14 protein-coding genes and 1 pseudogene are annotated in these 17988 nt (G+C 63.5%); 14 read left to right on the forward strand and 1 reads right to left on the reverse strand.

Annotated elements, in window-relative coordinates; genetic code table 11:
* Window positions 1-67 precede the first annotated feature (67 nt).
* The 14 genes from AAHM40_RS23975 (at window position 68) to nuoN (ending at window position 17384) form a co-directional block, all read left to right on the forward strand.
* On the forward strand, window positions 68-2062 hold the full coding sequence (locus AAHM40_RS23975; protein ID WP_342246916.1) for a PhoX family protein: 1995 nt from the start codon (window positions 68-70) through the stop codon (window positions 2060-2062).
* A gap of 491 nt (window positions 2063-2553) precedes the next feature.
* A complete protein-coding gene (locus AAHM40_RS23980; protein WP_280283924.1) occupies window positions 2554-2967 on the forward strand; it encodes an NADH-quinone oxidoreductase subunit A in 414 nt (137 codons plus the stop codon).
* 10 nt (window positions 2968-2977) lie between these two features.
* Complete coding sequence (locus tag AAHM40_RS23985) at window positions 2978-3655, forward strand: NuoB/complex I 20 kDa subunit family protein (protein ID WP_028628745.1); 678 nt, start codon at window positions 2978-2980, stop codon at window positions 3653-3655.
* A gap of 62 nt (window positions 3656-3717) precedes the next feature.
* On the forward strand, window positions 3718-5499 hold the full coding sequence (gene nuoC / locus AAHM40_RS23990; protein ID WP_153922522.1) for an NADH-quinone oxidoreductase subunit C/D: 1782 nt from the start codon (window positions 3718-3720) through the stop codon (window positions 5497-5499).
* Window position 5500: 1 nt separating this feature from the next.
* A complete protein-coding gene (nuoE, locus tag AAHM40_RS23995; protein ID WP_069083532.1) occupies window positions 5501-5995 on the forward strand; it encodes an NADH-quinone oxidoreductase subunit NuoE in 495 nt (164 codons plus the stop codon).
* Window positions 5992-7338: an NADH-quinone oxidoreductase subunit NuoF gene (gene nuoF, locus AAHM40_RS24000; RefSeq protein ID WP_342246917.1), complete on the forward strand. Its 1347-nt coding sequence runs from the start codon at window positions 5992-5994 to the stop codon at window positions 7336-7338. The genes nuoE and nuoF overlap by 4 nt, the downstream gene beginning before the upstream one ends.
* 98 nt (window positions 7339-7436) lie before the next feature.
* Window positions 7437-10145 carry an NADH-quinone oxidoreductase subunit NuoG gene (gene nuoG / locus AAHM40_RS24005; RefSeq protein WP_342246918.1) on the forward strand — a complete coding sequence of 903 codons (2709 nt, stop codon included), beginning with the start codon at window positions 7437-7439 and terminating at the stop codon, window positions 10143-10145.
* Window positions 10142-11134, forward strand: coding sequence for an NADH-quinone oxidoreductase subunit NuoH (nuoH, locus tag AAHM40_RS24010; protein ID WP_120651300.1), 993 nt, complete (start codon window positions 10142-10144; stop codon window positions 11132-11134). Before nuoG ends, nuoH begins: the two co-directional genes overlap by 4 nt.
* Window positions 11135-11145: 11 nt before the next feature.
* Window positions 11146-11694, forward strand: coding sequence for an NADH-quinone oxidoreductase subunit NuoI (nuoI, locus tag AAHM40_RS24015; RefSeq protein WP_028628751.1), 549 nt, complete (start codon window positions 11146-11148; stop codon window positions 11692-11694).
* A gap of 10 nt (window positions 11695-11704) precedes the next feature.
* Window positions 11705-12205 (forward strand): NADH-quinone oxidoreductase subunit J, encoded by a 501-nt coding sequence (nuoJ, locus tag AAHM40_RS24020; protein WP_028628752.1) that lies wholly within the window; start codon window positions 11705-11707, stop codon window positions 12203-12205.
* Between the two features lie 3 nt (window positions 12206-12208).
* Complete coding sequence (nuoK, locus tag AAHM40_RS24025; protein ID WP_028628753.1) at window positions 12209-12517, forward strand: NADH-quinone oxidoreductase subunit NuoK; 309 nt, start codon at window positions 12209-12211, stop codon at window positions 12515-12517.
* A complete protein-coding gene (gene nuoL / locus AAHM40_RS24030) occupies window positions 12514-14361 on the forward strand; it encodes an NADH-quinone oxidoreductase subunit L (RefSeq protein ID WP_342246919.1) in 1848 nt (615 codons plus the stop codon). Before nuoK ends, nuoL begins: the two co-directional genes overlap by 4 nt.
* A 25-nt stretch (window positions 14362-14386) precedes the next feature.
* Complete coding sequence (gene nuoM, locus AAHM40_RS24035; protein ID WP_342246920.1) at window positions 14387-15913, forward strand: NADH-quinone oxidoreductase subunit M; 1527 nt, start codon at window positions 14387-14389, stop codon at window positions 15911-15913.
* Window positions 15914-15920: 7 nt separating this feature from the next.
* Window positions 15921-17384: an NADH-quinone oxidoreductase subunit NuoN gene (gene nuoN, locus AAHM40_RS24040; RefSeq protein ID WP_280283917.1), complete on the forward strand. Its 1464-nt coding sequence runs from the start codon at window positions 15921-15923 to the stop codon at window positions 17382-17384.
* A gap of 360 nt (window positions 17385-17744) precedes the next feature.
* Here the strand turns inward: nuoN and AAHM40_RS24045 are convergent.
* A pseudogene (locus tag AAHM40_RS24045) lies at window positions 17745-17900 on the reverse strand (hypothetical protein); the annotation flags it as partial.
* Between the last annotated feature and the right edge of the window lie 88 nt (window positions 17901-17988).

Below are 17988 nucleotides of genomic sequence, written 5' to 3' on the forward strand. Positions count from 1 at the left end.
TCACCGTTCCGTCGTCTTAAGCATTTAGCGTCAGATCTCCGTCGATTCGCCTGCGTGGAGATCCGCCTTGAACCAACACAACGACAATGCCGTGCTCTTTGGCAACGGCGACGAACTGCCCAGCAACACGTCCGACAACCCGCACATCAATGACCTGATTGGCGGACTCAACCGTCGTCAACTGTTGATCGGTGGCGCCGCCATGAGCACCCTCGCCTTTCTTGGCGCTGCCATTCCGGGTGAAACCCTGGCAGCAGAGCCACAGGCCAAAGGCTTCCCCTTCAAGCCCCGCTCTCGCCTGCCCTTCGAGGCCATTCCTACCGGCCGCGTAGACAGCATTACCGTTCCGCCGGGCTACAAAGCCACGCCCTTCATTCCCTGGGGTACGCCGATCACCGGACGCTATCCGGCCTTTGCCGACGACGCCAGCAACAGCGCCCAGGACCAGGCGGAGCAGATCGGCATGCACCATGACGGCATGCATTTCTTCCCCATCGATGCCCGCCGCGGTCCCGGCATGCGTTCGGACCACGGCCTGCTCGTACTGAACCATGAATACATCGACGCCCCGCTACTGCACCCGAACGGCCCGACAGTCGTGGATGGCAAGCGGGTCAGCGCCGATGAAGTGCGCAAGGAGATCAACGCACACGGCGTGTCTGTCGTAGAGATCCGCCGAAATGTTCGCGGGGAATGGGAGGTCGTGCCGAGTCGTCGCAACCGACGCATCACCGCCGCAACACCCATGACGATCTCCGGCCCGGCCCGCGGCCACAAGCTGCTGCAAACCCGCTACAGCCCGCAGGGCACAGCCACCCGAGGCACCCAGAACAACTGCGCGAACGGATTCACCCCCTGGGGCACCTACCTCACCTGCGAGGAGAACTGGGCCGGCTACTTCGCCACCCGCGACGCCGACCTGCCCCGCGAACTCAAGCGCTATGGCCTTCGCAGCAGCAGCCGCTTCGGTTGGGAAACCCTGCCGGGCGACGAGTTCGAACGTTTCGACGCCACTCGCAAAGCGGCCGACGCCAAGAGCGACTATCGAAACGAGCCGAACCACTTTGGCTGGATTGTCGAGATCGACCCCTTCGATCCGGACTCCACGCCGATCAAGCATACCGCCCTGGGTCGCTTCGCTCATGAAGGCTTGATCTTCGCCCCAGTGAAACCAGGCCGTCCCGTGGTCTGCTACTCCGGCGACGACTCCCAGAACGAGTACATCTACAAATATGTCAGTCGCGACAAGTACCGTCCCGGACAGGCCAACGGCCGCCTGCTGGACGAAGGCACCCTTTACGTCGCCCGCTTCAATGCCGATGGCAGCGGCGACTGGCTGGCCCTGGACATCAACGACAGTAAATTCCTCAAGGCCTGCGTGACTGCCGGTGTCACTTTTGCCGATCAGGGCGACGTGCTGATCAATACTCGCCTGGCTGCTGACATCGTTGGCGCCACCCGTATGGACCGCCCGGAATGGGGTGCGGTGAATCCGGACAATGGCGAGGTCTACTTCACCCTCACCAACAACACCGCGCGCACCAACGCCGACGCTGCGAACCCGCGCCCGACCAACGCCTACGGCCATATCATCCGGTGGCGCGAGAACAGTCGCGACCATGCAGGCCATCGTTTCGACTGGAACCTCTTCCTGCTCGCCGGCCCCGAGGGAGATAGCCGCGGCCCGAACGGCAATCCGCTAGGCGCGCAGAACATCCTCGCCAGCCCGGACGGCCTCTGGTTCGACGACGAGGGTCGCCTATGGATCCAGACCGATATGAGCGGCAGCCAATTGAGCGCCGGCCCCTTCGGCAACAACCAGATGCTGGTCGCCGACCCGCGCAGCGGCGAACTGAAGCGCTTCCTGGTCGGCCCAACAGGCGCCGAAGTGACCGGCATCAGCGCGACGCCGGACTTCCGCACCCTGTTCGTCAACATCCAGCACCCGGGCGAAGGCTCCACCGCCACGAACCTGCTAAGCACCTGGCCTGACGGCCCAGGCAAGCGCCCGCGCTCCTCCACCGTGGTCATCACGCGCGAAGACGGCCGCCGCCTACTTTGAATCCCCTCAAGGATTTCGGCCGACCCACGCGGGTCGGCCTCTTTTTCCGCCCTGGAAAGGCAGCATGAACAAAAACAAATGGAATTGTCGCAATTATGAAAACGGCTTGCAGTGCAACTTAGGCGGACGCCAGGAGTATTTGTTATTTGCAGTTTTTAAGTTCTGCAAGACCATTCTCGTGTAGTGATTAATTAACCACCAATCAAACGCTAATGACTATCATTTGCAGCCAAATATCAACCCTCTGTGCGACATAAGGCCGCAATCAGACGAAGGCCTAACAAAATCCTGAAAACCGCACCACCAGCGGCCTCCAGCCAAGCAAGCAGCCCAGAATCCGGCTGCACGGGCAATTTTTTGGTGTGAAAAATTTACTTGCACACCCGCTCGGGCATAAAATTGTCGGAATCGATTGCCTGGGCATCATTGATACCCGGCATTAAACCTTTTAACGCAAGTGAACGCCGTTCCTTGTCTTAAGGAGTTCCGGCATGTCGGAAGCTACTGCCATCATCTCCCACAACTGGGGTTTCGCTGTTTTCCTGTTGGGTGTCGTCGGCCTCTGCGCCTTCATGATTGGGGTCTCTAGCCTGCTCGGCAGCAAGTCCATCGGTCGCAGCAAGAACGACCCCTTCGAATCCGGCATGCTCCCCACCGGCACTGCTCGCCTCCGCCTCTCCGCAAAATTCTATCTGGTCGCGATGCTTTTCGTGATCTTCGACGTCGAAGCCCTCTTTCTCTTCGCTTGGTCCGTCTCCGTCCGTGAAAGCGGCTGGGCCGGCTTCATCGAAGCAACCATTTTCATAGCAATTCTGTTGGCAGGTCTTGTCTACCTTTGGCGCATCGGGGCACTTGATTGGGCTCCCGAAGGTCGTCGCAAGCGGCAGGCGAAGCTAAAACAATGAGGCTTTGGCAATGCAATACAAACTTACTCGGATCGATCCGGATGCCACTTATGAGCAGTATCCGATCGGCGAACGGGAGACCGTTTCCGACCCGCTGCTAGAAGATCAGGTGCACAAGAACATCTTCCTGGGCAAGCTCGAGGATGTTCTCAACGGTGCAGTCAACTGGGGTCGCAAGAACTCCCTGTGGCCGTACAACTTCGGCCTCTCCTGCTGCTACGTGGAGATGACCACCGCCTTCACCGCGCCGCACGACATCGCGCGATTCGGTGCGGAGGTCATTCGTGCATCACCGCGCCAGGCAGACTTCATGGTCATCGCCGGCACCTGCTTCATCAAGATGGCACCGGTCATCCAGCGTCTCTATGAGCAGATGCTGGAGCCCAAGTGGGTGATCTCCATGGGTTCGTGCGCGAACTCCGGCGGTATGTACGATATTTACTCGGTCGTTCAGGGCGTGGACAAATTCCTTCCCGTGGACGTCTACATTCCCGGCTGCCCGCCCCGTCCGGAGGCGTTCCTGCAAGGCCTGATGCTGCTGCAGGAATCCATCGGCCAGGAGCGCCGCCCGCTATCCTGGGTCGTGGGGGACCAAGGCATCTATCGTGCCGACATGCCCTCCGAGCGGGAAAAGCGCCGCGAACAGCGTATTCAGGTCACCAACCTGCGCAGCCCCGACGAAGTCTGAGCCTGTTCTTCTCCGGAAGACCCCAGGCTCATTCTTTACGTTGACCGATAGCGACCGAGACCATGACTGCAGACACCGTTCTGTCTATTCCGCCTTACAAAGCTGACGACCAAGACGTCGTCGTAGAGCTCAATTCCCGCTTTGGCGCCGAAAGCCTGACCATCCAGTCGACCCGCACCGGCATGCCGGTGATCTGGGTCGCCCGTGACAAGCTGATCGACGTCCTCAAGTTCCTGCGCAATCTCCCGCGCCCCTACGTCATGCTTTACGACCTGCATGGCGTCGACGAGCGCCTGCGCACCCAGCGCCGCGGCTTGCCGAATGCCGACTTCACGGTGTTCTACCACCTGATGTCGCTGGAGCGTAATAGTGACGTGATGATCAAGGTGGCCTTGTCCGAGGGCGACCTCAACCTTCCTACCGTCACCGGTATCTGGCCCAACGCCAACTGGTACGAGCGCGAAGTCTGGGACATGTACGGCATCACCTTTGCCGGCCATCCCCACCTGTCGCGGATCATGATGCCCAACACCTGGGAAGGTCACCCGCTGCGCAAGGACTACCCGGCGCGCGCCACCGAATTCGACCCCTTCAGCCTGACACTGGCCAAGCACCAGCTTGAAGAAGAAGCTGCACGCTTCCGCCCGGAAGACTGGGGCATGAAACGCCACGGCGAGAACGAGGACTACATGTTCCTCAACCTCGGCCCGAACCACCCCTCCGCCCACGGTGCCTTCCGCATCATCTTGCAGCTGGACGGCGAAGAGATCGTCGACTGCGTGCCGGAAGTCGGTTACCACCACCGCGGCGCCGAGAAGATGGCCGAGCGCCAGTCCTGGCACAGCTTCATTCCATACACCGACCGTATCGACTACCTCGGCGGTGTGATGAACAACCTGCCGTACGTCCTCGCGGTCGAGAAGCTCGCCGGCATCAAGGTGCCGCAGCGCGTCGACTTCATCCGCGTGATGATGGCCGAGTTCTTCCGGATCACCAGCCACCTGCTGTTCCTGGGCACCTATATCCAGGACGTCGGCGCCATGACCCCGGTGTTCTTCACCTTCACCGACCGCCAGCGCGCCTACAAGGTCATCGAAGCCGTCACCGGCTTCCGCCTGCACCCGGCCTGGTACCGCATCGGCGGCGTCGCCCACGACCTGCCGCGCGGCTGGGATGGCTTGGTGAAAGAGTTCGTCGAATGGCTGCCCAAGCGCCTCGACGAGTACGAAAAGGCCGCCCTGCAAAACAGCATCCTGCGTGGCCGTACCATCGGCGTCGCCCAGTACAACACCAAGGAAGCCCTGGAATGGGGCGTCACCGGTGCTGGCCTGCGCTCCACCGGTTGCGACTTCGACCTGCGCAAGGCACGCCCCTACTCCGGCTACGAGAATTTCGAGTTCGAAGTACCGCTGGCCCATAACGGCGATGCCTACGATCGCTGCATGGTTCGCGTCGAAGAGATGCGCCAGAGCATCCGCATCATCGACCAGTGCCTCAAGAACATGCCGGAAGGCCCGTACAAGGCGGACCATCCGCTGACCACGCCGCCGCCGAAAGAGCGCACGCTGCAGCACATCGAAACCCTGATCACCCACTTCCTGCAGGTTTCCTGGGGCCCGGTCATGCCGGCCAACGAAGCCTTCCAGATGATCGAGGCGACCAAGGGCATCAACAGCTACTACCTCACCAGCGACGGCAGCACCATGAGCTACCGCACCCGGATCCGGACGCCCAGCTTCCCCCACCTGCAGCAGATCCCTTCGGTGATCCGCGGCAGCATGGTGGCTGACCTGATCGCCTACCTGGGCAGTATCGACTTCGTAATGGCTGACGTGGACCGCTGATATGAGCACCCTTATCCAGACCGACCGTTTCGTCCTCAGCGAAACCGAGCGCTCGGCCATCGAGCACGAAATGCATCACTACGAGGACCCGCGCGCGGCGTCCATCGAAGCCCTGAAGATCGTCCAGAAAGAGCGTGGCTGGGTGCCGGACGGCGCCGCTGACGCCATTGGCGCGATCCTTGGCATCCCCGCCAGCGACGTCGAAGGCGTGGCTACTTTCTATAGCCAGATCTTCCGTCAACCGGTCGGCCGCCACGTGATCCGCGTGTGCGACAGCATGACCTGCTACGTCGGCGGCCATGAATCCGTCGTTGCCGAGATGCAAAAGCAACTGGGCATTGGACTTGGCCAGACCACCACCGACAACCGCTTCACCCTGCTGCCGGTCTGCTGCCTGGGCAACTGCGACAAGGCCCCGGCCGTGATGATCGACGACGACACCTTCGGCGACGTTCAGCCTGACGGCGTTGCCCAACTGTTGGAGGCCTACCAATGAAGACCCTTACCTCCATTGGCCCGGCCAACCGCATCGCCCGCAGCGAAGAAACCCATCCGCTGACCTGGCGCCTGCGTGAAGACGCGCAGCCGGTCTGGCTCGACGAGTACCAGCAGAAGAACGGCTACGCAGCTGCGCGCAAGGCCCTGACCGAAATGGCCCAGGCCGACATCGTGCAGCAGGTCAAGGACTCCGGCCTCAAGGGCCGCGGCGGTGCGGGCTTCCCCACCGGCGTGAAGTGGGGCCTGATGCCGGCCGACGAATCCATGAACATCCGCTACCTGCTGTGCAACGCGGATGAGATGGAACCCAACACCTGGAAGGACCGCATGCTAATGGAACAGCTGCCCCACCTGCTGGTGGAAGGCATGCTGATCAGCGCCCGCGCCCTCAAGGCCTACCGCGGCTACATCTTCCTGCGCGGCGAATACGTCGACGCGGCGAACAACCTCAATCGCGCCATCGAGGAAGCCAAGGCCGCCGGCCTGCTGGGCAAGAACATCCTCGGCAGCGGTTTCGACTTCGAGCTCTTCGTCCACACCGGCGCCGGCCGCTATATCTGTGGTGAAGAGACCGCACTGATCAACTCCCTGGAAGGCCGCCGCGCCAACCCGCGCTCCAAGCCGCCCTTCCCCGCCGCCGTCGGCGTCTGGGGCAAGCCCACCTGCGTCAACAACGTCGAGACCCTGTGCAACGTGCCGGCGATCGTCGCCAACGGCGTGGACTGGTACAAGACCCTCGCCCGCCCGGGCAGCGAAGACATGGGCACCAAGCTCATGGGCTTCTCCGGCAAGGTGAAGAACCCCGGCCTGTGGGAACTGCCCTTCGGCGTTCCGGCCCGCGAGCTGTTCGAAGACTACGCTGGTGGGATGCGCGACGGCTTCAAGCTCAAAGCCTGGCAGCCCGGCGGTGCCGGTACCGGTTTCCTGCTCCCCGAGCACCTCGATGCTCCCATGTATGCCGCCGGCATCGCCAAGGTGGGCACCCGTATGGGTACTGGCCTCGCGCTGGCCGTGGACGACAGCATCAACATGGTCTCCCTGCTGCGCAACATGGAAGAGTTCTTCGCCCGTGAGTCCTGCGGCTGGTGCACGCCTTGCCGCGACGGCCTGCCCTGGAGCGTCAAGCTCCTCCGCGCGTTGGAGCGCGGGGAAGGCCAAGCCGGCGACCTGGAGACTCTGGAGCAGCTCGTCAGCTTCCTCGGCCCAGGCAAAACCTTCTGCGCCCACGCACCGGGGGCCGTCGAGCCGCTGGGCAGTGCCATGAAATATTTCCGTCCGGAGTTCGAGGCAGGCATCGCCCGCCAGATCCCGGCAGCGCGACCGATTCCCGTCGGCGCCTAAGAAAAAGGATTCGCGCAGCGGCGGCCGCAACCCGGCCCCGCGCGCACGCTGATTCCATTAGCCAAAGCCCGGTCACACGGGCAGATGAAGACTGAACCATGGCCACTATCCACGTAGACGGCAAGACGCTCGAAGTCGATGGTGCAGACAACCTCCTGCAGGCCTGTCTGTCCCTCGGACTCGACATCCCCTACTTCTGCTGGCACCCGGCGCTCGGTAGCGTCGGCGCCTGCCGCCAGTGCGCGGTGAAGCAGTACACCGACGAGAACGACAAACGCGGTCGCCTCGTCATGTCCTGCATGACCCCCGCCACCGACAACTCCTGGATTTCCATTGACGACGAAGAGGCCAAGCAGTTCCGCGCCAGCGTCGTCGAATGGCTGATGACCAACCACCCGCACGACTGCCCGGTGTGCGAGGAAGGCGGCCACTGCCACCTGCAGGACATGACGGTAATGACTGGCCACAACGCCCGTCGATATCGCTTCACCAAGCGTACCCACCAGAACCAGGAGCTCGGCCCGTTCATCGCCCACGAGATGAACCGCTGCATCGCCTGCTACCGCTGCGTGCGCTACTACAAGGACTACGCTGGCGGCACCGACCTCGGCGTCTACGGCGCCCACGACAACGTCTACTTCGGCCGCGTCGAAGACGGCACCCTCGAGAGCGAGTTCTCGGGCAACCTGGTCGAGGTCTGCCCGACCGGTGTGTTCACCGACAAGACCCACTCCGAGCGCTACAACCGCAAGTGGGACATGCAGTTCGCCCCGAGCATCTGCCACGGCTGCTCCAGCGGCTGCAACATCAGCCCCGGCGAGCGTTACGGCGAGATCCGCCGCATCGAGAACCGCTTCAACGGCTCGGTGAACCAGTACTTCCTCTGCGACCGCGGCCGCTTCGGCTATGGCTACGTCAACCGCGACGACCGTCCGCGCCAGCCGCTGCTGGGCAATCAGAAGCTGAGCCTGGACGCCGCCCTCGACAAGGCCGCCGAACTGCTCAAGGGCAAGCGCGTGATCGGCATCGGTTCGCCGCGTGCCAGCCTCGAAGGCAACTTCGCCCTGCGTGAACTGGTCGGCGCCGAGAACTACTACTCCGGCATCGCCGCCAGCGAACTGGCCAACCTGCGCCTGATCCGCGACATCCTGCAGAACGGCCCGCTGCCGGTGCCCACCCTGCGCGATGTCGAGAAACACGACGCGATCTTCGTCCTCGGCGAAGACCTGACCCAGACAGCAGCCCGCATGGCCCTCGCCCTGCGCCAGGCCGTCAAGGGCAAGGCCACCGAAATCGCCGCCTCGATGAAGATCCAGGACTGGCACATGGCCGCCGTGCAGAACGTCGCCCAGGACGCCCTGAACCCGCTGTTCATCGCCAGCGTCACGGCTACCCGCCTGGATGACGTTGCCACCGAGAGCGTCCACGCCGCCCCGGCTGACCTCGCCCGCATCGGTTTCGCCGTGGCCCACGCCATCGACCCGAGCGCTCCGGCCGTGGAAGGCCTGGAAGGCGAAGCGGCCGAACTGGTCAAACGCATTGCCGATGCCTTGCTGGCCGCCAAGCGTCCGCTGGTCATTTCCGGCGCTTCCCTGGGCGAGAAAGCCCTGATCGAAGCCGCGGCAAACATCGCCAGCGCGCTGAAGAACCGTGAGAAGAACGGCTCCATCAGCCTGGTAGTACCAGAAGCCAACAGCATGGGCCTGGCCCTGTTCGGTGGCGAGTCCCTGGAAGCCGCCCTGGAGGTCCTGACGTCCGGCAAGGCCGACGCTGTCGTGGTCCTGGAAAACGACCTGTACCGCCGAGCCGACGCCACCAAGGTGGACGCTGCCCTGGCAGCAGCCAAGGTCGTCATCGTTGCCGACCACCAGCAGACGGCCACCGTCGAACGTGCCCACCTGGTGCTCCCGGCCGCCAGCTTCGCCGAAGGCGATGGCACCCTGGTCAGCCTGGAAGGCCGTGCCCAGCGTTTCTTCCAGGTCTATGACCCGTCCTACTACGACGCCAACATCCTCGTTCGCGAAGGCTGGCGCTGGCTGCACGCACTGCACAGCACCCTGCTGGGCAAGTCCGTGGACTGGACCCAACTGGACCAGGTCACCGCCGCCTGCGCCGACAGCAGTTCGTTGCTGGCCGGCATCCGCGACGCGGCTCCGAGCGCCTCGTTCCGCATCAAGGGCCTGAAGCTCGCCCGTGAGCCGCACCGCTACAGCGGCCGCACGGCCATGCGCGCCAACATCAGCGTGCACGAGCCGCGCCAGCCGCAGGACAAGGACTCGGCCTTCGCCTTCTCCATGGAAGGTTACGCCGGCAGCGCCGAACCCCGTCAGCAGATCCCCTTCGCCTGGTCCCCGGGTTGGAACTCGCCGCAGGCCTGGAACAAATTCCAGGACGAAGTCGGTGGCCACCTGCGCGCTGGCGACCCGGGCATTCGCCTGATCGAAGCCAAAGGCCAGGCTCTTCCCTGGTTCAGCGTCAATGCCGCCTTCAACCCGGTTCAGGGCACCTGGCAGGCCGTGCCGCTGCACCACCTGTTCGGCAGCGAGGAGAACAGCTCCCGCGCCGCTCCGGTGCAAGAGCGCATCCCGCAGCCCTACGTGGCCATGGCCAAGGACGAAGCCGATCGCCTCGGCGTCAATGACGGCGCCCTTATCGCCCTGACCGTCAATGGCCAGACCCTGCGTCTGCCGCTTGCCGTCAAGGAAGAAATGGGCATCGGCCTGATCGGCCTGCCTGCCGGTCTGCCGGGTATCCCGGCGGTCTTCGCCGGTGCCGTCGTCACTGCCGTACAGGAGTCCGCGCAATGAGTTGGCTGACGCCCGAACTGATCGATATCGTCGTCACCGTCCTCAAAGCCATCGTCATCCTGCTCGGGGTGGTCGTGACCGGTGCGCTGCTCTCCTGGGTGGAGCGCCGTCTGCTGGGCCTGTGGCAGGACCGCTACGGCCCGAACCGGGTAGGCCCGTTCGGTGCCTTCCAGCTTGGCGCGGACATGATCAAGATGTTCTTCAAGGAAGACTGGACCCCGCCGTTCGCCGACAAGCTGATCTTCACCCTGGCGCCCATCATCGCGATGAGTGCCCTGTTGATCGCGTTTGCCGTGGTGCCGGTCACCCCCACATGGGGCGTGGCCGACCTGAACATCGGCGTGCTGTTCTTCTTCGCCATGGCCGGCATCGCGGTCTACGCGGTGCTCTTCGCCGGCTGGTCGAGCAACAACAAGTTCGCCCTGCTCGGCAGCCTGCGCGCCTCGGCCCAGACCATCTCCTACGAGGTGTTCCTGGCGCTGTCGCTGATGGGCATCGTGGCCCAGGTCGGCTCCTTCAACATGCGCGACATCGTTGAGTACCAAGCCCAGCACCTGTGGTTCATCATTCCGCAGTTCTTCGGCTTTTGTACCTTCTTCATCGCTGGCGTCGCCGTGACCCACCGTCACCCGTTCGACCAGCCGGAAGCGGAACAGGAACTGGCTGACGGCTACCACATCGAATACGCCGGCATGAAATGGGGCATGTTCTTCGTGGGTGAGTACATCGGCATCGTGCTGATCTCCGCCCTGCTCGTGACCCTGTTCTTCGGCGGCTGGCATGGCCCGTTCGGCATCCTGCCGCAGATCCCCTTCATCTGGTTCGCGCTCAAGACCGCCTTCTTCATCATGCTGTTCATCCTGCTGCGCGCGTCGATCCCGCGCCCGCGCTATGACCAGGTGATGGCCTTCAGCTGGAAGGTGTGCCTGCCGCTGACCCTGATCAACCTGCTGGTGACCGGCGCGCTCGTGCTGGCCGCGGCCCAGTAAGGAGAAACACCATGATCAAAGAAATCATCCACGTCGTGCATGGCACCTTCACCCAGCTTCGCAGCCTGGTGATGATCTTCGGCCATGCCTTCCGCAAGCGTGACACCCTGCAATACCCGGAAGAGCCCGTGTACCTGCCGCCGCGCTACCGCGGCCGCATCGTCCTCACCCGCGACCCCGATGGCGAAGAGCGTTGCGTAGCCTGCAACCTCTGCGCCGTGGCCTGCCCGGTCGGCTGCATTTCCCTGCAAAAGGCCGAGACCGAGGACGGTCGCTGGTACCCCGAGTTCTTCCGCATCAACTTCTCCCGCTGCATCTTCTGCGGCCTGTGCGAAGAAGCCTGCCCCACCACCGCGATCCAGCTGACTCCGGATTTCGAGATGGGCGAGTTCAAGCGCCAGGACCTGGTGTACGAGAAGGAAGACCTGCTGATCTCCGGTCCTGGCAAGAACCCGGACTACAACTTCTATCGCGTGGCGGGTATGGCCATTGCCGGCAAGCCGAAAGGCGCCGCGCAGAACGAGGCCGAGCCGATCAACGTGAAGAGCCTGCTGCCCTAAGGAGACGCGCGTGGAATTCGCCTTCTATTTCGCCGCTGGTGTGGCCGTTGTCTCCACCCTGCGGGTAATCACAAACACCAACCCGGTGCATGCCCTGCTGTACCTCATCGTCTCGCTGCTGGCGGTGTCGATGTGCTTCTTCGCCCTGGGCGCGCCCTTTGCCGGCGCACTGGAAATCATCGTCTACGCCGGCGCCATCATGGTGCTGTTCGTCTTCGTGGTGATGATGCTCAACCTCGGCCCGGCCATTGCCGAACAGGAGAAGAAGTGGCTCAAGCCGGGCATCTGGACCGGCCCTGCCCTGCTCTCCCTGATTCTGCTGGCCGAACTGCTGTATGTGCTGTTCGGCAATGCCACGGGTGCCACCATCGGTCACACCACCGTGGACTCCAAGGCAGTTGGCATCGCCCTCTTCGGCCCGTACCTGCTCGCTGTGGAGCTGGCTTCCATGCTGCTGCTGGCAGCCCTGGTCGCCGCCTTCCACCTCGGCCGCCACGAAGCTAAGGAATAAGCCATGAACGCAATCCCACTGGAACATGGCCTCGCGGTCGCCGGCATACTCTTCTGCCTGGGCCTGACCGGCCTGATGGTGCGCCGCAACATCCTCTTCGTGCTCATGAGCCTGGAAGTCATGATGAACGCTGCCGCGCTGGCCTTCGTGGTCGCCGGCGCCCGTTGGGCCCAGCCTGACGGCCAGATCATGTTCATTCTGGTGATCAGCCTTGCAGCCGCCGAAGCCAGTATCGGCCTGGCGATCCTGCTGCAACTGTACCGCCGCTTCCATACCCTCGATATCGACGCTGCCAGCGAGATGCGCGGATGAACCTTCTATTCCTCACTTGCCTGTTCCCGCTGCTCGGCTGGTTCATCCTGGCCTTCTCCCGCGGGCGTTTCTCCGAAAACACCTCTGCCGTCATCGGCGTCGGTTCCGTGGGCCTCTCGGCCCTGATCGCCGCCTGGATCATCTGGCAGTTCAACGTGGCCCCGCCGGAAGGCGGCGTCTACACCCAGGTGCTCTGGCAATGGATGAGCGTGGCGGGCTTCGCGCCCAGCTTCACCCTTTACCTGGACGGCCTGTCCCTGACCATGCTCGGCGTGGTCACCGGCGTCGGCTTCCTGATCCACCTGTTCGCCTCCTGGTACATGCGCGGTGAAGAGGGTTACTCGCGCTTCTTCGCCTACACCAACCTGTTCATCGCCAGCATGCTGTTCCTGGTGCTGGGCGATAACCTGCTGTTCCTCTACTTCGGTTGGGAAGGCGTGGGGCTGTGTTCGTACCTGCTGATCGGCTTCTACTTCAAGCACACGCCCAACGGCAACGCGGCGCTCAAGGCCTTCATCGTCACCCGCGTGGGCGACGTGTTCATGGCCATCGGCCTGTTCATCCTGTTTTTCCACCTGGGCACCCTGAACATCCAGGAGCTGATGAAGCTGGCCCCCGAGAAGTACGTGGCCGGTGACGCCTGGCTGTGGGTCGCGACCCTGATGCTGCTCGGCGGCGCCGTGGGCAAATCCGCCCAGCTGCCGCTGCAGACCTGGCTGGCCGATGCGATGGCGGGCCCGACTCCGGTTTCCGCGCTGATCCACGCGGCGACCATGGTGACTGCGGGCGTCTACCTGATCGCCCGTACCCACGGCCTGTTCCTGCTGACCCCGGAAATCCTCGATCTGGTCGGTATCGTCGGTGGCGTAACCCTGGTCCTGGCCGGCTTCGCTGCGCTGGTACAGACCGACATCAAGCGTATCCTCGCCTACTCCACCATGAGCCAGATTGGCTACATGTTCCTCGCCCTGGGCGTTGGCGCATGGGACGCGGCGATCTTCCACCTGATGACCCACGCCTTCTTCAAGGCCCTGCTGTTCCTTGCTTCCGGTGCGGTGATCAACGCCTGCCACCACGAGCAGAACATCTTCAAGATGGGCGGTCTGTGGAAGAAGCTGCCGCTGGCCTACGCGAGCTTCATCGTCGGTGGTGCGGCCCTGGCGGCCCTGCCGCTGGTCACCGCCGGCTTCTACTCCAAGGACGAGATCCTCTGGGAAGCCTTCGCCAGTGGCCATGCCGGTCTGCTTTACGCTGGCCTGGCAGGCGCCTTCCTGACCTCGATCTACACCTTCCGCCTGATCTTCATCGCCTTCCACGGTGAAGCGCAGACCGAAGCCCACGCTGGCCACGGTGTTGCCCACTGGCTGCCGCTGACCGTGCTGATCGTGCTCTCCACCTTCGTTGGCGCGCTGATCACCCCGCCGCTGGCTGGTGTCCTGCCGGAAAGCGTCGGTCACGCCGGTGGCGAAGCCAAGCACAGCCTGGAAATCGCCTCAGGCGCCATCGCCCTGGCGGGCATCCTGCTGGCTGCCCTGCTCTTCCTGGGCAAGCGCCGTTTCGTCAGCGCACTCGCCCAGAGTGCGCCGGGCCGCTTCCTGGGTGCCTGGTGGTACGCCGCCTGGGGCTTCGACTGGCTCTACGACCTGCTGTTCGTCAAACCCTACCTGCTGGTCTGCCGCCTGCTCCGTCGCGATCCCATCGACGGCACCATCGGCCTGGTTCCACGCGTGGTGCGGGGTGGCAACTTTGCCCTCAGCCGTAGCCAGACCGGCCAGCTGCGCTGGTACGCCGTATCCATCGTCGGCGGAGCCGTGCTCGTGCTCGGCGCCGTGCTGCTGACCTGAATCTTCTTAAGGAATTGAGCCCGTCATGATTCTGCCCTGGCTAATCCTGATTCCCTTCATCGGCGGCCTGCTCTGCTGGCAGGGTGAGCGCTTCGGCGCCACCCTGCCCCGCTGGATCGCCCTGCTCACCATGTCCCTGCTGTTCGTCCTCGGCTTCTGGCTGTGGGCGACCGGTGACTTCACCCTGGCACCCGCCCCCGGCACCGATCCGGTCTGGGCCCATGAGTTCCAGGTGCAGTGGATCGAGCGCTTCGGCGTCACCATCCACCTGGCAATGGATGGCATCTCGGTCCTGATGATCGTCCTCACCGGCCTGCTCGGGGTGCTTTCAGTACTCTGCTCCTGGCGTGAGATCCAGAACCGCGTCGGCTTCTTCCACCTCAACCTGATGTGGATTCTCGGCGGCGTGGTCGGCGTATTCCTCGCCATCGACCTGTTCCTGTTCTTCTTCTTCTGGGAAATGATGCTGGTGCCGATGTACTTCCTCATCGCGCTCTGGGGTCACAGCGGCAGCAAGGGCAAGACCCGTATCACCGCCGCCACCAAGTTCTTCATCTACACCCAGGCCAGCGGCCTGATCATGCTGGTGGCCATCCTCGGCCTGGTGCTGGTGAACTACAGCAACACCGGCGTGCTGACCTTCAACTACGCCGACCTACTGAAGGCCCAGCTCGCCCCGGGTACCGAGTACCTGCTGATGCTCGGCTTCTTCATCGCCTTCGCGGTGAAGTTCCCGGTGGTGCCGTTCCACTCCTGGCTGCCCGATGCCCACGCCCAGGCACCGACCGCAGGCTCCGTCGACCTCGCCGGCATCCTGCTGAAGACCGCTGCCTACGGCATGATCCGCTTCGCCCTGCCGCTGTTCCCCAACGCCTCAGCCGAGTTCGCGCCGATTGCCCAGTGGCTCGGCGTGTTCGCCATCGTCTACGGCGCCCTGCTGTCCTTCGCCCAGACCGACATCAAGCGCCTGGTGGCCTACTCCAGCGTGTCCCACATGGGCTTCGTGCTGATCGCCATCTACTCCGGTAGCCAGATCGCGCTACAAGGTGCCGTCGTCCAGATGATCGCCCACGGTCTCTCCGCCGCCGCACTCTTTATCCTGTGTGGCCAGCTGTACGAGCGCCTGCACACCCGCGACATGCGCGAGATGGGCGGCATCTGGGCACGAATGCCTTACCTGCCCGGCATCAGCCTGTTCTTCGCTGCTGCGGCACTGGGTCTGCCGGGTACCGGCAACTTCGTCGGTGAGTTCCTGATCCTGGTCGGCGCCTTCCAGCAAGTGCCCTGGATCGCCGTCCTGGCCTCCACTGGCCTGGTGTTCGGTTCGGTCTATTCGCTAATCATGATTCACCGCGCCTACTTCGGCCCGGCGAAGAACGAGAACGCCTACGAAGGCCTGAGATACCGCGAGCTGACCATGGTCCTGGGCCTTGCCGGCCTCTTGATCCTGCTCGGTGTTTACCCGCAACCGGTACTGGATACCTCTGCTGCGACCATGCATGGCGTGCACCAGTGGCTGGATTCCGCCGTCAATCAACTCGTTGCCCGGTAAGTAGGTTATGGAATTCACGACTCAACACCTGATCGCCCTGCTGCCGCTGCTGGTCACCTGCGCCACCATTGTCGTGGTCATGCTGGCCATTGCCTGGAAGCGGCACCACTCATGGACCTTCGGCCTGTCGGTCATCGGTCTCAACCTCGCCCTGCTCTCCATCCTGCCGGCGCTCAAGGTCACCCCCCTGGAAGTGACCCCGCTCATGATGGTGGACCACTTCGGCGCCTATTACATGGCGCTGGTCCTGGCCGGTACCCTCGCCTGCGTCACCCTGATCCACGCCTACCTGGGTGGCGAGTCGGGCAAGGGCTACCCGGGCAACCGCGAAGAGATGTACCTGCTGATCCTCCTGTCCGCCGCCGGCGGCTTGGTGCTGGTCACCGCGCAGCATCTCGCCGGCCTGTTCATCGGCCTGGAACTGCTTTCGGTGCCGGTCTATGGCCTGGTGGCGTACGCCTTCTTCAACAAACGCTCCCTGGAAGCCGGCATCAAGTACATGGTGCTGTCCGCAGCGGGCTCCGCGTTCCTGCTGTTCGGCATGGCCCTGCTCTACGCCGACGCCGGCAGCCTGAGCTTCAGCCAGCTGGCCGCTGCCGGTACCTCCAGCGTGCTGTCCCAGCTCGGCATCGGCATGATGCTGATCGGCCTGGCGTTCAAGCTGTCCCTGGTGCCCTTCCACCTCTGGACCCCGGACGTGTACGAAGGCGCCCCCGCGCCGGTAGCCGCCTTCCTGGCCACCGTCAGCAAGGTTGCCGTGTTCGCCGTGCTGCTGCGCCTGTACCAGCTATCCCCAGCCACCGCCGGTGGCTGGCTGAACGACCTGCTGACCGTGATCGCCATTGCGTCGATCATCTTCGGCAACCTGCTAGCGCTGGTGCAGAACAACATCAAGCGCCTGCTGGGCTACTCCTCCATCGCCCACTTCGGCTACCTGCTGGTGGCGCTGATCGCGAGCAAGGGCCTGGCGGTGGAAGCCATCGGCGTGTACCTCGCCACCTACGTGCTGACCAGCCTCGGCGCCTTCGGTGTGGTCACCCTGATGTCCACCCCCTACAGCGGCCGCGACTGCGACGCCCTGTACGAGTATCGCGGCCTGTTCTGGCGCCGTCCGTACCTGACCGCCGTGCTCACCGTGATGATGTTGTCCCTGGCCGGTATCCCGCTCACGGCTGGCTTCATCGGCAAGTTCTTCGTCATCGCCGCTGGTGTCGAATCTGGCCTATGGTGGTTGCTGGGCGCAATGGTCCTGGGCAGCGCCATCGGCGTGTTCTACTACCTGCGCGTCATGGTCACCCTGTTCCTGGTCGAGCCGAACCTGCGCCGCCACGATGCCGACATGCATTGGGCCCAGCGCGCTGGCGGCATCATGCTGCTGTTCGTGGCGCTGCTGGCCTTCTTCCTCGGCGTCTACCCGCAGCCGCTGCTGGACCTGGTCCAGCACTCCGGTCTGGTGGCTTTGGCCAACTGAGGCTGACCCCGAAAAACAAGAAACCCGGCGCTTGCCGGGTTTTTTGTGGGTGCTGGAAATGCCTGCGGCCGCTCAGGTGGGCCTGCACAAGCGCTCAACGCCGGACAACCGCCCGCGACAGAGGCCGCAACAGCGCACAAGGAAAAACGAAGCAGAGAACAGACCAGGTAGTCGATTGCCGAAAGCGGCATTATCGGCAGCGGCAGCGGAGACGCCGATGCTCAAGACTGGACGAACAGAGGGGACCGGGGCGGCGCGAACGAGCAACCCCGGTGAAATGGCTCAGATCCTGAACTGCTTCACCAATCCACCCAGGCTGTCGCCCAGTCGGGCCAGGCTGCGGGCGGTGTCCGCGCCATGGCGGCTTTCCTCGACCAGACGCTCACGGGTGTTCTTCACCTCATCTTCGGCGAGGCTGTGAATCACCTGGGTCACTGCACCGGACAGCACCAGCGCAAAGAGAATCACTGGCACCAGGGCCAACAGCAGGACTTTGGTCTTCAGGGTCAATCGCATGGAGCAATCCTCGGTAGGCAGAGCCAGCAAGCACAGCGGGGTTTGCGCTTTTTAGGCCACCCCGCCCCCCCCAAAAAATTACACAGGG

Origin of the sequence: Pseudomonas sp. OTU5201, from assembly GCF_038440135.1 — a bacterium.
GTDB lineage: Bacteria > Pseudomonadota > Gammaproteobacteria > Pseudomonadales > Pseudomonadaceae > Metapseudomonas > Metapseudomonas resinovorans.